We start from the raw sequence: 13,832 nt of genomic DNA on the forward strand, positions 1-13,832 counted from the left end.
GTGTCATCATCGGGCCCGCTGCGTCGCATTGACCGCCATCGCGGCGAGCTGTTCTTTCGCGGGTGTGGTGGCACTGCTGGAATCCAGTACGGCCATGGCCCGGTCGGTGCGGTGCGCGATCTGCCGCTCGATGTCGTCGACGGCTCCGACCTCGACGAATATGTCCCGCAGGGCATCGATCTCAAGGCCGGAGAGCTCGGTTCCTATTTTCGCCCGGAGGAATCCCGCCGCTTTTGCATCGCGTTCGTCCGCGCGCTTGAGCGCCGTCGCGAGCAGAACCGTTCGCTTGCCCTCCCGAAGGTCATCGCCCGAGGGCTTGCCCGTCACCGACGGGTCGCCGAACACGCCCAGCAGGTCGTCCCGGAGCTGGAACGCGATCCCGATGTCCGCCCCGAAGGCCCCGTAGGCCGCGACGAGGTCCGCCCCGGCACCGGCGATCGCGGCGCCGAACTGCAGCGGGCGCTCCACCGTGTAGGAGGCCGTCTTGTACTGGTTGACGCGCAGTGCCGAATCGATGCTCTCGTCGTCGCTCGCCTGGTTGATCACGTCGAGCAGCTGGCCGTACAGGACCTCCGAGCGCACCGCGGACCACACCGGTCCGACCCGGGCCTGCGCCTCGGCCGGCAGCCCGGACGCACGGACCATGACGTCGGACCAGGTCTGGGCCAGGTCCCCGACCAGGATGGCGGTACCGGTGCCGAAGGCCTCGGGGGCGCCGGAGAAGCCCCGCGCCCGATGCCGCTCGGCCAGGGCCACGTGCGCGGCGGGGTGACCGCGGCGGGTGTCGGACGCATCGATGATGTCGTCGTGTATCAGGGCCGAGGCGTGCAGCAGTTCGAGCCCCGCGCAGGCGGTCAGCACCGCCGTGGCACCGGGATCGTGCTGGTCGCCGCCGGCGCCGATCCAGCCCAGCCAGGCGAAGGCCGGCCGGACGCGCTTGCCGCCGCGCAGAACGTAGTTCTCCAGCTCGGCGACCACGGCCGCGAAGTCCTCGCCGAGTACGTCGGCTTCGGCTCGGCGCTGGCCGAAGAAGTCGCGGATCACGGCGTCTATGGCAGCCGTGTCCACGGCTGCGCCGAGATAGCTGACGGTCATGCTCTCATCTCCCGGTCGAGGTGACGGTCACTCTCATAATCAATCTCGTCATCGCGCGAATTCACCGAGATCGCGCCACCCGAGGAGTCCGGACTGTGAGCCCTTTCCGAATACACATCGGCCTCACCGATTTCCGCAGAAGCCCATTCATGCGCCTAAGCCACCCCACACCTGATCAGCATGCTTCGATGTTAGCCAGGGCATGCCGGTCTGCCCACTACTCACGCGAGTAGTGCCGACCGGTAGGGGGCGCTTACGGACGGGCGGGATCCCACCCAACCGAGTGAGACATTCCGCGTCGAGGAAATGCGGGGGCATAACGTGCCACGATGAGCCGCCTGCCCGAATGAATGGGAGCGCTCATCGCGCCCGGGCCGGCGCGGAAAACATCAATGCCAATGCCCACCCTCACCACGGGAGTCACCATCCGATCCATCCGATCCATCGGAATCCTCGGTACCGGCGCCTACCTCCCCCCGACCGAGGTCTCCAACGACGAGATCGCCGAACGGGCCGGCGTCACGGACGAATGGATCGTCCGCAAGACGGGCATTCGGAGCCGCCGCCGGGCGGATCCCGGCCAAGCCACGTCCGACCTCGCCGCGGCGGCTGCCGCCCGGGCCCTCGAACAGGCGGGTGTCGACCCCGGGGAACTCGCCTACATCGTCGTCGCCACGTCCACGCCCGATCACCCGCAGCCGGCCACGGCGAGCATCGTCCAGCACCGGCTCGGGGCGGTGAACGCGGCGGCCTTCGACCTCAATGCGGTGTGCAGCGGCTTCGTCTACGCGCTGACGGTCGCCGAACGGATGCTGTGCACCGAGGCGGGCGAGCGCTACGGACTGGTCATCGGCGCGGACATCTATTCCCGGATCCTCGACTACTCCGACCGCAGGACCGCCATTCTGTTCGGTGACGGCGCCGGGGCCGTCGTACTCGGCCCGGCCCCGGGCGACCGGGGCGTGTTCGCCACTTCGCTGCTCACCCGGGGCGACCGGCACGAGCTGATCAGCGTCCCGGCCGGCGGCAGCCGGATCCCGACCACGGCCGCGACACTGGACGAGGGCCTGCAGTACTTCCGGATGGACGGGCGACGGGTCCGCGAGTTCGTGCGGGACAATCTGCCCGAGGCCGTCGGAGACCTGCTGGCCGGTGCGGGCCTGGACCCGCGGGAGGTCCGCCACGTCATCGCCCACCAGGCGAACGCGGTGATGCTCCAGGAGGTCTGGCCCTCGCTCGGACTGCCCGGGGCCGGCTTCCACCTCGCCTTGGAGTCCTACGGCAACACCGGCGCGGCCTCCGTACCCATCACCCTCGACCTCGTCCACCGCGACGGCGCCCTCTGCGACGGAGACGTCGTCCTGCTCACCGGCTTCGGCGGCGGCATGTCGGTGGGCTCGGCCCTGACCCGCTGGCTGCCCACCCGGCACGCCGGGCCGGCCCGGGATCAGGCCCGGGAACCGGCTCGGGATCAGGCCCGCGCCGGGGTCCCCGCACAGTCGAGGTGAAATCTATTCGCCTTCGATCGAATAGATCGCAGCCCTACTCGAATAGATCGCGGCTCCACGTGCCAGTTCGACGCGGGTGTTGATGTCCAGCTTCCTGTAGATCTTCCTGAGGTGGTAATTCACCGTATGCGCCGACAGGTGAACCCGTTTGGCGATCTGCTGGTTCGTCATCCCCACGCTCACCAGGTACGCGATGCGGCGCTCCATGTCGGAAAGGCCGGACCAGTGGGCGGAATTGAGCGATGACACCACTCCTTCGGGCTTCGCCCGCGAGGCATCCGACGAAACCCAATCCGCGTCCCGCCTGCGGGCCGGGGCTTTCGCGCCGTAGATCTTGGCAAGCTCCTCCGTCGCCAGGGCGACCGAGAGCGGGTCCGGCGACTGCGCGATGATGCGCGACAGTACGGCCGGATCGCCGGTCACCAGAGCGTTCGCGTGCAAGGCGCTGAGGCCGACCACGGAGATGCCGGGATTGTCACCCGCGAGTCCGTCCACGGTTTCGAGCACGCTGCGCTTGAGCTCGGTGTCACCCACGTCCAGTGCGAGGCGGACCAGGAAAGCGGCGGCAGCCGGATCCTCGATGTACAGGCTCCGCTGCGTCGGCAGGTGGGCGTATGTGTCGGAGAACAGCGCGACGGCCGCCCGCGGACCCTCCCTTTTCACCGCGATGCGCACTTCGGTCCAGGCGTACTGCGGGGAATAGAGGACCGCCTGATCCGTCTCGAACTCGCCCTGCACCCGCTTCAAGCAATCGGTCGCCGCGGGCAGGTCTCCCTTGTAGAGGAAGATGGTGCTGAGCACCGAATACGCGAGGGGCCGGAATACGGGAACGGCGTCCCGATCGACGGCTTCGGTCGCCAGCTCCGCCTGCCGGCGAGCCTCCCCGACCCGGCCGGCCTGGAGGAACAACCGGGCCCGCATCGCCGCGAGGGTGGAGTCCCGGACGCGAGTGCCCCGTTCGCGCAGTCCCGCTTCGGCGTCATTGATCAGCGACTCGGCCTTTTCGAACTCGCGCAGGTTCGCGAGCTTCCCGGCCAGTGCGAGCTGGAAGTGCAGGCGCCACACGGGATCCGCCGTGGCGCCGTACCGCACCGCGGCGCGCCCCAGGCTGAGCCCTTCGCCCAGTTCCCCGGCCCGCCAGCGGGCGTTGGAGAGCGCCGTCAGCGCCATCAGCGCGGCAACGTCGCCCGTCCCGGCTCCCTGTTCCCTCAGGATCCTGGCGGAACGCTTCTCCGCTTCCTCCATGCCGAGCAGGGAGTACCCCAGGATGACGGACGCTTCCGCATCGAGCCGGGCGGGAGCCGCACTCGCGGAGCTGGAGAGAACGCGCTCCGCCGCACGGATTCCGGCCGTCGCCCTTCCGTCCATGATCAGGCTGTGGGACTTCGAGTACGCCTCACCGGATTCACCGGCTTCACGGGATTCACCGGATTCGCGGGATTCACCGGCGACCTCTTCGAACGGGCCGGTCGGCCGGTCGGCCATCCAGAGCGGGTGCCCGGTCACCCAGAACTTCTGATCGTGCGACTCCGCGCGATTCCTGGAGTGGCCCATCGCCTCGCGCTGCAATACACCCCGGGCGGGAGCCGGTATCGACTCGACGACCCCCGCCAGGAGGAAGTCGCTCTGGAATACGAGTTGGTGTTCCGCCGCGACGACGAAACCCGAGGAAATCGCCTCCTCCAGGGAAGAGAGCAGGCTGGCCGCGGATTTGTCCAGCATCCTGGAGACGTCCTCCAGCATGAAGGACCTCCCCAGGACTGCCGCAACCTTGAGGAATCGCTGGCAGTCCATGCTGAGATCGCCGAGGCGGCGCTTGACGAACGCCACCACACGGCCCGGGACCCGCCGTTCCGTCAGCCCGACCGTTCCGCCGTACTCCTTTACCAGCCCTTCCTCCACGAGCCCGGCCGCGCATTCGGCAAGCAGCCGAGAATTTCCGCCGGCATCCGCTGTGAAGTCGAGCAGCCCCTGGTCCGGTTCACCCCCCAGGATGTCCCGCAGGATCTGTTCGTCGGCAGACTCCATGAGCAATTTCGTTGCCATGACCCCGGCTTACCCCCGTATAGAGTCCGGCGTGCTACAACCCGCACACCCTCCTGCGAGGATCTTACGAACCATTGTCCGGTCTTGACTTGGCGAACAGTTGCCACGGACTGCCGCATTATCGGGCCGCACACGTGGTCGGCCGCCGGGGCCGGCGAGGTGCCTTCACCCCGCCAGGGCGAGGGTCAGGGGGAGCACCTGGTCGGCTCCGCTCTGGCGCAGGAGGCGTGCGCCCACGGCCAGGCTCCAGCCGGAGTCGGCGTAGTCGTCGACGAGCAGGACGGGGCCCGGGTTGGCGGCCAGAGCGGCGGCGAGTTCGTCGGGGACGGCGAACGAGGCGGCCAGGGCGCGCAGCCGCTGGGCGGAGTTGCTGCGGTGTACGCCGTACTCGCCCGCCTGTGCGGTGTAGGCGAGGCTCCCCAGCAGCGGGAGCCGCCCGACCCGGGCCAGGCCCTCGGCGAGGGAGCCCACCAGCTGCGGGCGGGAGCGGGAGGGCATGGCCACGATCCCCACGGGCCGGGCCATCGCGCCGCCGGCCCACCCGCCCGGCGAACGGGCCCAGTCGGCCACCACCGTCACCACGGCCGCCAGGACGTCGTCCGGCACCGGACCGTCCGCGGCCTGGTCCGACAGGAGCGGGCGCAGGCGGTTGCCCCAGCCGATGTCCGACAGCCGGCCCAGCGCGCGTCCGGTGGCCGCCTGCTGGCCCACGGGGATGCGGCCCTTGAGGTCGACGCCGACGGCGGGCATGCCCGAGGGCCACATCCGGCGGGGCTCGACCTCGACCCCCGGGCGGTCCAGCTCGCCGGTCGCCGTGTCGAGGGCGCCGTGGGACACGGCGGGGTCGAGCCAGGGCCCGGCGCAGGTGTCACAGCGGCCGCACGGGGTCGCCTTCTCGTCGTCGAGCTGGCGCTGCAGGAACTCCATCCGGCAGCCCGTGGTCGCCACGTAGTCCCGCATGGCCTGCTGCTCGGCCTGCCGCTGCCGGGCCACCCACTCGTAGCGCTGCGCGTCGTACGCCCACGGCTGTCCGGTGGAGGTCCAGCCCCCCTTCACGCGCTTGACCGCGCCGTCCACGTCCAGGACCTTCAGCATCGTCTCCAGCCGCGACCGCCGCAGGTCCACCAACGGCTCCAGCGCCGGCAGCGACAACGGCCGGCCGGCCTGCTCCAGTACGTCCAGGGTCCGCCGGACCTGCTCCTCGGGCGGGAATCCCACCGAGGCGAAGTACGCCCAGATCGCCTCGTCCTCCCGCCCCGGCAGCAGCAGCACATCGGCGTGGTCCACGCCGCGCCCCGCACGACCCACCTGCTGGTAGTAGGCGATCGGGGACGAGGGAGAGCCCAGGTGGACCACGAAGCCCAGGTCCGGCTTGTCGAAGCCCATCCCCAGCGCGGAGGTCGCCACCAGCGCCTTCACCCGGTTGGCGAGCAGGTCCTCCTCGGCCTGCAGCCGGTCGGCGTTCTCCGTCTTCCCCGTGTACGAGGCCACCGGATACCCGCGCTGCCGCAAGAAGGCCGCGACCTCCTCCGCGGCCGCCACCGTCAGCGTGTAGATGATCCCCGAGCCCGGCAGGTCCCCCAGCCGCTCCCCCAGCCACGCCAGCCGGTGCGCCGCGTTCGGCAGCTCCAGTACGCCGAGCCGCAGGCTCTCCCGGTCCAGCGCGCCGCGCAGGACCAGAGCGCCCCCGCCTCCCGTGCCCAGTTGCTCGGCCACATCGGCCGTGACCCGTGCGTTGGCGGTCGCTGTGGTGGCGAGCACGGGCACCCCGGGGGCGAGCTCGGCGAGCATGGTGCGCAGCCGGCGGTAGTCGGGGCGGAAGTCATGGCCCCAGTCGGAGATGCAGTGGGCCTCGTCGACCACCAGCAGGCCGGTCGTGGCCGCGAGCTTGGGCAGCACCTGTTCGCGGAAATCCACCGAGTTGAGGCGCTCGGGACTCACGAGGAGAACGTCGGTCTCGCCCCGCTCGACCTCTCCGTAGATCGTCTCCCACTCCTCCGGGTTGGCCGAGTTGATCGTCCGTGCCTGGATCCCGGCCCGCGCCGCGGCATCGACCTGGTTGCGCATCAGCGCGAGGAGCGGCGAGATGATCACCGTCGGACCGGCGCCGCGACGGCGCAGCAGGGCCGTCGCAACGAAGTACACCGCCGATTTGCCCCACCCCGTGCGCTGCACGACCAGCGCCCGCCGGCGCTCCTCCACCAGGGCGGACACCGCCTGCCACTGGTCCTCCCGCAGCCGCGCCGAACCCCCCGGGGCACCGACCAGCTCAGCGAGGATGGCATCGGCTTCTGCGCGGAGCTCCAGGTTGTCCATGCCCCCATGCAACCCGATGCCTAGGACAATCGGCCAACTCACCCAGCGTGACCGTCCGGCTCACAGGCCGTCCGTCTCGCCGCACGGCCGCTGCGGCGGAAGGCCGCCACGGGGCTGTTTCCCCTGGTGCCCGTGCTCCGGCCCGGACCGAATGCGTCATCTTCGCCTTGACGGGGCAAGGATATGAACGGCATACCGGCGAATTCCGGTCGGCGGCTCCAATTGCTCGTTGCCGCATGCTCACGGGCCACGCGAGAATTGTCTTGCTCCCGTTCGGCCCGACGGCGCTCTCCCGGGCCGTGCCGCGGCGCGCCCGCACTCCAGCTGTGCCCGTTCGCGGGCGTGTACCCGAAGGGAGGACCGTGACCTTCGGATTCGCCCCGCCCTCGACCACGTCCCTGAGAACGGCCACCGGTGGCGCCAGCCGGCATGGCAGGCTGCTGGAACCGTCCGAGTGGACGGCGTCGGGCGTCCCCCTCCTGCGCAATCCGCGCGAGGTCGTCAGCGGACTGCACTCACGGCACGGCCCCGTCCCCTCCACGGCGGTGATCGCCGTGCTCGGGCCCGAGGAGCGGCTCGTGGCCAGCGCCTCCTTCGTTCAGCGCTCCACCGCGGCCGACGGCTGGGAGTACCGCAACGCCCTGCTGTCCCGGCTGCGCCGGGTCATCCCGCACGACCTGCGCCGGCGGACCCCGGTACGGACCGCCGTGCTGCTGTTCTGCCGAGACGGCGACGAGCGCTGGACCGAGGAGGACGGCGCCTGGATGTGGGGGCTGCGGGACGCCTGCACCCTGCACGGGCTGCGCTGCGGCGCGTACATCACGCTGACCCGGGGCGGCTGGCAGGTGCTGGGCGAAGGCCGCGGCGGCCGGAGCCCCAGCTCGGACTCCCGGCCCGAGCGCCTCGGCGATGCGCCGTCCGAGTTCGCCCCGCTCGCCCTGCGCGGCGGCGGCGGAGCCACGGAGGCCCTGCGCCGCACCGCCGCACGCTGAGCCCGCGCCGCCGCAGGCTGAGCCCGCAAGGCCCCGTAGCCGGGAACGACCAACGGCCGTACACCCGGAAACGGGCGTACGGCTGGTCAGGCCTCGGACTTCGGCAGGGCCGGCCACCGGGCCGCCCCACCCCTCGACCGTGCGGGAGTACGGGACGTCAGACGCCCGCACCCAGCACGGAGTTGATCTGCTGCGGCTCCCCGCACACGATCAGGAGCGCACCGGCTCGCGCGAGCGCGACCGGCAGGGCTCCGGCAGCCGCGTCGGCCAGTCCGCCGTTGGCCGCGAAGACCACGACGGGACGGCCGGCGGCGCGCTGAACCTGCGCCGCGTCCGCGTAGAAGACGTCGTCCCGGGCATCGTGCAGGGCCCAGTACGCGGCCTCGCCGAAGGACAGCTCGTGCGCGGCCCACGGGTGCGGGTCGCCGGTGGTGAGCACCAGGATGTCACCGGGCGCACGCCCGGTGTCGAGCAGCAGGTCCACGGCCTCTTCGGCCGCGTCCAGCGCGCCCTCGGCGGATGCCGGGATCAGCTGGACCTGCGGTACGGACGCCGAGACCGAAGGTGCGGTGGCGGCTACGGGAACGGGGGTGGCCTGCGGTTTCCGCGGCGCGGGCGGCGCGGGCCTGGGTGCGGGACGCGGACCGGGTACGGGGCGGGGGGTCTGCGCGCTGCGGCCGGCGGCCGGAGTGACGCGGGGACCCTGGGCACTCTCGTGAATCTGAGGCTCCTCGGGGGCGGGGGTGAGAGGCATGAGCTGACATCTATCAAACACCGGTGCGAAACGTACCGGTTGGTGGCACGTACGTGCGATCAGAAATCGAAGCCGAGTTGGCCTCCGTTTTCCAGCTCCATCGATTCCTCGCTGCGGCGCACCTTCTTGAGGTGGCTCCAGCGGGGCAGGGCGTCGAGGTAGGACCAGGAGAGCCGGTGGTACGCGGTCGGGCCCTGCTCCTCAAGCGCCGCCCGGTGCACGGGCGAGGGATATCCGGCATTGGCGGCGAAGGCGAAGTCCGCGATTCCGCCGCCCTGTTCACCGATTTCGGCCATCATCCGGTCACGCCGGACCTTGGCGATCACCGAGGCCGCGGCGACGGCGACGCAGGACTGGTCGCCCTTGATCACCGTCCGGACCTGCCAGGGCGCACCGAGGTAGTCGTGCTTGCCGTCGAGTATCACCGCGTCGGGCCGCACGGGCAGCGCCTCCAGGGCGCGCACCGCGGCGAGGCGCAGGGCGGCGGTCATCCCGAGTTCGTCGATCTCCTCGGGGGACGAGTGGCCCAGGGCGTAGGCCGTGACCCAGTCCTCCAGGACGCCGACGAGCGCGTCACGGCGCTTGGGGGTGAGCAGTTTGGAGTCGGTGAGTCCCGCGGGCGGCCGGCGCAGACCGGTGATCGCCGCGCAGACGGTGACGGGACCGGCCCAGGCCCCTCGTCCGACTTCGTCGACCCCGGCGATGACCTTGGCGCCGGTGGTCGCTCGGAGGGAGCGTTCGACGGTGTGAGTGGGTGCTTCGTACGGCATGGCGCCAGCAAGGTTACGCCGCCCCGGGCCGCCTGCACACCCCGCCCCCTCCCCGTCGCGCCGCCGGCCCCTTCCCGCCGCGCCCCAGACACCTCCGCGCCGCGCCACCCACCCCGCCCCGTCTCACACCTTGAGCAGCGGCACCATCACCCCGTCGATCATCTCGGCGATCTCCGCGTCCGCCCATTCGCTCCCGCACACCTTCGCGCGGTACATCATCAGCGCCGGGATGACCTCGACGAGAAGCGGACCGGTCGCGTCCGCCCGGACGTCCCCCCGGTCGATTCCGCGGCGCACCAGCTCCCCGATCAGTACGTGCGCCGGTTCGTACAGCCCTGCCCGGACCAGGTCGCGGAACCGCTCGGCATGCACGTGATCGCACTCGTGAAGCACCGTCCTCAGCGCCTGCCCGGCTCGCGACCGCATCACGTCCCGCATCCGCACGCACACCGCGTACAGGTCCTCGCGCGCCGATCCCAGGTCCGCGATCCGGCCGAGCGGCGGCAGCCGCGTCCGCAGCGCCTCGGCCACCAGGTCCGCCTTCGAGGGCCAGCGCCGGTACAGCGCGGCCTTGCCCGTCTGCGCTCCCGAGGCGACGCCCTCCATGGTGAGGGCGTTCCAGCCCGTGGCGCCCAGCTGCTCCAACACGGCGTCGAGAATCGCCCGTTCGAGTTCGGGTCCGCGCCTGCGCCCCGGGGCCGCCACCGACCGGCGTGAACCCGCCACTCCCGATACCTCCGACCGGCTCATGCGTCCGTCGCACACCTTTTCAGCCTTAGTGAACGCTTGCGTTCACTAACTCCGGCTCCCTACCGTGGAATCGCCGTGAACGATTGCGTTCACTATTTCACTTGGGGGGACCCACAGTGACAACTCCTCAGCTCTCCACACTCCGAATACCGGCCGCGGCCCGCCGAGGGGGGCGCCCTGGAGTGGCGCTCACCGTCATCGCCGCCTGCCAGCTCATGGTCGTCCTCGACGCAACGATCGTGAACATCGCGCTCCCGCACATCCAGACCGACCTGGCCATCTCCACCACCGACCTGTCCTGGGTGATCAGCGCCTACACGCTCGCCTTCGGCGGTCTGCTGCTGCTCGGCGGCCGCGCCGGCGACATCCTGGGCCGGCGCCGCGTCTTCCTGACCGGCATCCTGCTCTTCACCCTGGCCTCCCTGCTCGGCGGATTCGCCGAGGAGTCCTGGCAGTTGCTCGCCGCCCGCGCCCTCCAGGGCGTCGGCGGCGCCATCGCCTCGCCGACCTCCCTCGCCCTGATCACCACGACCTTCGCCGAGGGACCGGAACGCAACCGCGCCTTCGGCGTGTTCGCCGCCGTCTCCGCGGGCGGCGGCGCCATCGGACTGCTGGCCGGCGGCATGCTCACCGAGTGGCTCGACTGGCGCTGGGTCTTCTTCGTCAACGTGCCGATCGGGCTGCTGATCGCCTTCCTGACCCCGCTCTACATCAACGAGTCCGAGCGCCACCCGGGCCGCTTCGACATCGCCGGAGCGCTCACCTCCACGGGCGGTATGACCGCGCTCGTCTACGGGTTCATCCGGGCCTCCCAGGACGGCTGGCGCGACGGCCTGACCATCGGCTCGTTCGGCGTGGCCGTGCTGCTGCTCGCGGCCTTCGTACTCGTCGAGTCCCGGGCCCCCGATCCGATCATCCCGCTGCGCATGTTCTCCGCGCGCAACCGCACCGGCACCTACGTGATCATGCTCAGCCTCGCCGCCGCGATGTTCGGCATGTTCTTCTTCATCGTCCAGTTCGTGCAGAACGTGCTGGGCTTCTCCCCGATCCGTTCCGGCATCGGCTTCCTGCCCATCACGGCCGCCATCATCACCGCGGCCGGACTCTCGCAGCGCCTGCTGCCGCGCTTCGGCCCGAAGCCGTTCATGGTCATCGGATCCGCCCTCACCGGCGCCGGCCTGGCCTGGCTGTCCTTCATCGAGACCGACAGCTCCTACGTCTCCGGGGTGCTGGGCCCGATGCTGCTGTTCGGCTTCGGCATGGGCCTCAACTTCGTCACCCTCACCCTGACCGCCGTCTCCGGAGTGGCCCCGCAGGAGGCCGGCGCGGCTTCCGGGCTGCTCAACGCCAGCCAGCAGGTCGGCGGCTCGCTCGGACTCTCCATCCTGGTCACCGTCTTCGGCACCGCCGGCCGCAACGAGGCCGCCCAACAGGTCCCCGACTTCCGGGCGCACGCCGACCAGGGACAACTGGCGGCGTTCCTGCAGACGGGACGCCTGCCCGACCCCTGGGGGGACCTCGTCCTCACCCGGGGCATCGCCGCCGCCTTCATCGCCGCCGTGGCCATGGCGGCGATCGCGCTGCTCACCTCGCTGCTGGTGATCCGCGTGCGCGCGAGCGACCTGGAGGCCCTGAACGGAGCCACCGCCAAGACCGGTCCGGCCGCCTGAGCACGCGGTCCCGTACGAGGGGCCCGGCGCGGGACTCTTCCGCGCCGGGCCCCTCAGGTTCCTGGGCCGTGCCCGGCCTAGTACTCGACGCGGCTCCCGAAGGTCCCCAGGCTCCTGCACTGTTCGTACGAGGCGCTCACCCCGCGCTCGCTCAGGATCTTCCGGGCCCGGCGCTCCCCCAGGCTCGTCGCGTACCAGGGCGTGCGGCCCGCCGCCTCCAACTCCCGGGCGATCCCGCGCAGGGCGCAGGAGCGCCGGGGTTCGGGCAGACGGTCCAGGGCCGGTACCGCGTCCGCCGAGAGGGACTGGAAGTAGGCCAGGTCGATCTTGCCGTCCTGTTCGTACCGCGTGACGTTGCCCTCCGCGATCACCCCGTCCGGGGACATCAGACCGAAGGCCAGTACGGCCGCCACGACGCTCCCCACGACCGCGCGGGGCAGCCAGCGCGCACCGAACAGCCCGCCGGCCATGATCAGTACGATGACCAGCCCGAGCCACAGCTCCACGCCGGCGACCGACAGCCGCAGCCTGGTCAGGCCGTACGCGTCCACGTACAGGTCCATGCGCCGGAGCGCCGAGGCGACGACGACGAGGGTCAGCACGCAGAGCGTGCCGAGCACGACGCGCACCAGCCGCCGGTCTCCGGCGCCGTCGCGCGGGGCCCAGCGCAGGGCCAGCGCGATGACGGCGAGGGTGAGCAGGGTGGCCCAGAGCAGCTGCCAGAAGCCCTGGCGCGCGTACTCGGCGTAGGTCAGGCCGGTGGCCTCCAGGACCTTGCGGTAGCCGCCGAAGAGGACGGCGAGCTGGACGGCGTTGAAGGCGGCGAAGAGCAGGTTCAGCACGATGAGCGGCAGGGCCCATTCCACCCGGGAGCGCGCCTTCCCCGGGCGCACCTCGATGCGGTCCCAGCGGGAGGGGGCGGCGGCGGCCCGGGCGACGGCGATCGCGACGACGAGGCCGAGCGCGAAGAGCAGGAAGCGGACCGGGCCGTCCATGCCGCTGATGTCGGGGGTCAGCCCGCTCAGCAGGTCCGCGAACGCGGCGTCGGCGGAGGCGAACAGGGTGCCGAAGAGCGCCAGCAGGACCACCGCCACCACGACGGCCTTCGCCACCGGCAGCCAGCGTTCGCGGCGCCCCTCGCCCCGCGAGCGCAGGCCGCTCCAGACCCAGCGCACCCCGAGGACGGCGGAGTCGAGGAGGCCGACCGGGCCGAGCAGGATGCCGGGCCAGCTGCGGCTGCCGTGCAGGGCCAGGGCGCCCGTCAGGAGGGCTGCGAGCAGGGCCGTCACGGCCGGCCAGGCGGAGGCGCGCAGCGCGGGCACGGCGAGCAGCGCGAGGCAGCCGAGCGCCCAGAGCGCGGTCCACGGGCGCACCGTGCGGCCCGCCGCGCGGGCGGCCGCGCAGGCGGCGAGCAGCGCGGGCACCACCGCGAGCAGCAGGCCCGGGCCCAGCCCGTCGGCGAGGAGCAGGGAAGCGGCGATGCCGGAGGCGAGTACGGCGCCCAGCACGACGGCCGGTACGGGTCCGACGGCGGCCGGGCGCGCGGCCTCGGCCCAGGCGAGCGGGGCCAACGACCAGGCCCCGGAGGAGGCGCGCTCCTTGCGCAACTGGTGGGCCCGCCAGGCCTTGGGATCCCAGCCGGGCGGCGCGGGTGGCGCGGGCGCGGACGGAGCGGGCGTGGGCGCGGCCGGAACGGCCCTTGTGTCGGCCCCCGCACCCGCGGCCCCCGGCTCGTCCGCCGTCTCGGCGTTCTCTGCTGACATCGGGTTCCCCTCCCCTGTCGGCCTCCCCCGCCCATCAGGCGGGGGAGGCGAAGCCGACAGAGTAGGCCGGTCATATGCAGTTTTGAACAGGATCAAAAGACGCCTGTGGCAGGACCGTGACAAACGGAGGGGCACGAACCGGCACGGACCGCCACCAGCCCCGCCCCT

General features: G+C 71.6%; 10 protein-coding genes. 3 read left to right on the forward strand and 7 right to left on the reverse strand.

What is annotated here, in order from left to right; genetic code table 11:
• Positions 1-6: 6 nt before the first annotated feature.
• On the reverse strand, positions 7-1,095 hold the full coding sequence (locus OG276_RS08990; protein ID WP_266903945.1) for a polyprenyl synthetase family protein: 1,089 nt from the start codon (positions 1,093-1,095) through the stop codon (positions 7-9).
• Between the two features lie 398 nt (positions 1,096-1,493).
• Between OG276_RS08990 and OG276_RS08995 the strand changes: the two genes are divergently transcribed.
• Complete coding sequence (locus tag OG276_RS08995; RefSeq protein WP_266903946.1) at positions 1,494-2,603, forward strand: 3-oxoacyl-ACP synthase III family protein; 1,110 nt, start codon at positions 1,494-1,496, stop codon at positions 2,601-2,603.
• Positions 2,604-2,606: 3 nt separating this feature from the next.
• On the opposite strand, the gene OG276_RS09000 is transcribed toward OG276_RS08995, so the two are convergent.
• Positions 2,607-4,649: a LuxR family transcriptional regulator gene (locus OG276_RS09000; protein ID WP_266903947.1), complete on the reverse strand. Its 2,043-nt coding sequence runs from the start codon at positions 4,647-4,649 to the stop codon at positions 2,607-2,609.
• Positions 4,650-4,814: 165 nt separating this feature from the next.
• Entirely contained in the window at positions 4,815-6,965 is a 2,151-nt protein-coding gene (locus OG276_RS09005) for a RecQ family ATP-dependent DNA helicase (RefSeq protein WP_266903948.1), read from the reverse strand.
• A gap of 362 nt (positions 6,966-7,327) precedes the next feature.
• Between OG276_RS09005 and OG276_RS09010 the strand changes: the two genes are divergently transcribed.
• A complete protein-coding gene (locus OG276_RS09010; protein ID WP_266903949.1) occupies positions 7,328-7,957 on the forward strand; it encodes a hypothetical protein in 630 nt (209 codons plus the stop codon).
• A gap of 157 nt (positions 7,958-8,114) precedes the next feature.
• Here the strand turns inward: OG276_RS09010 and OG276_RS09015 are convergent, their stop codons facing one another.
• The 3 genes from OG276_RS09015 to OG276_RS09025 form a co-directional block, all read right to left on the reverse strand.
• Positions 8,115-8,711, reverse strand: coding sequence for a hypothetical protein (locus tag OG276_RS09015; protein WP_266903950.1), 597 nt, complete (start codon positions 8,709-8,711; stop codon positions 8,115-8,117).
• 59 nt (positions 8,712-8,770) lie between these two features.
• The gene (locus OG276_RS09020) at positions 8,771-9,481 is read right to left on the reverse strand and encodes a ribonuclease HII (protein WP_266903951.1); all 711 of its coding nucleotides are present in this window, start codon (positions 9,479-9,481) and stop codon (positions 8,771-8,773) included.
• Positions 9,482-9,604: 123 nt separating this feature from the next.
• A complete protein-coding gene (locus OG276_RS09025) occupies positions 9,605-10,231 on the reverse strand; it encodes a TetR/AcrR family transcriptional regulator (protein ID WP_266903952.1) in 627 nt (208 codons plus the stop codon).
• 116 nt (positions 10,232-10,347) lie between these two features.
• Between OG276_RS09025 and OG276_RS09030 the strand changes: the two genes are divergently transcribed.
• Positions 10,348-11,901 (forward strand): MFS transporter, encoded by a 1,554-nt coding sequence (locus OG276_RS09030; protein WP_266903953.1) that lies wholly within the window; start codon positions 10,348-10,350, stop codon positions 11,899-11,901.
• 77 nt (positions 11,902-11,978) lie between these two features.
• On the opposite strand, the gene OG276_RS09035 is transcribed toward OG276_RS09030, so the two are convergent.
• The gene (locus tag OG276_RS09035) at positions 11,979-13,664 is read right to left on the reverse strand and encodes a DUF4173 domain-containing protein (protein ID WP_266903954.1); all 1,686 of its coding nucleotides are present in this window, start codon (positions 13,662-13,664) and stop codon (positions 11,979-11,981) included.
• Positions 13,665-13,832: the final 168 nt, after the last annotated feature.

Origin of the sequence: Streptomyces sp. NBC_00086 (assembly GCF_026343255.1) — a bacterium.
Lineage (GTDB): Bacteria > Actinomycetota > Actinomycetes > Streptomycetales > Streptomycetaceae > Streptomyces.

Excerpts from the sequence above, each read along its gene's own strand:
- OG276_RS09015 (WP_266903950.1), bottom strand. The coding sequence starts at position 8,711 with ATGCCTCTCACCCCCGCCCCCGAGGAGCCTCAGATTCACGAGAGTGCC.
- OG276_RS09025 (WP_266903952.1), bottom strand. The coding sequence starts at position 10,231 with ATGAGCCGGTCGGAGGTATCGGGAGTGGCGGGTTCACGCCGGTCGGTG.
- OG276_RS09035 (WP_266903954.1), bottom strand. The coding sequence starts at position 13,664 with ATGTCAGCAGAGAACGCCGAGACGGCGGACGAGCCGGGGGCCGCGGGT.
- OG276_RS09020 (WP_266903951.1), bottom strand. The coding sequence starts at position 9,481 with ATGCCGTACGAAGCACCCACTCACACCGTCGAACGCTCCCTCCGAGCG.
- OG276_RS09005 (WP_266903948.1), bottom strand. The coding sequence starts at position 6,965 with ATGGACAACCTGGAGCTCCGCGCAGAAGCCGATGCCATCCTCGCTGAG.
- OG276_RS08995 (WP_266903946.1), top strand. The coding sequence starts at position 1,494 with ATGCCCACCCTCACCACGGGAGTCACCATCCGATCCATCCGATCCATC.
- OG276_RS08990 (WP_266903945.1), bottom strand. The coding sequence starts at position 1,095 with ATGACCGTCAGCTATCTCGGCGCAGCCGTGGACACGGCTGCCATAGAC.
- OG276_RS09000 (WP_266903947.1), bottom strand. The coding sequence starts at position 4,649 with ATGGCAACGAAATTGCTCATGGAGTCTGCCGACGAACAGATCCTGCGG.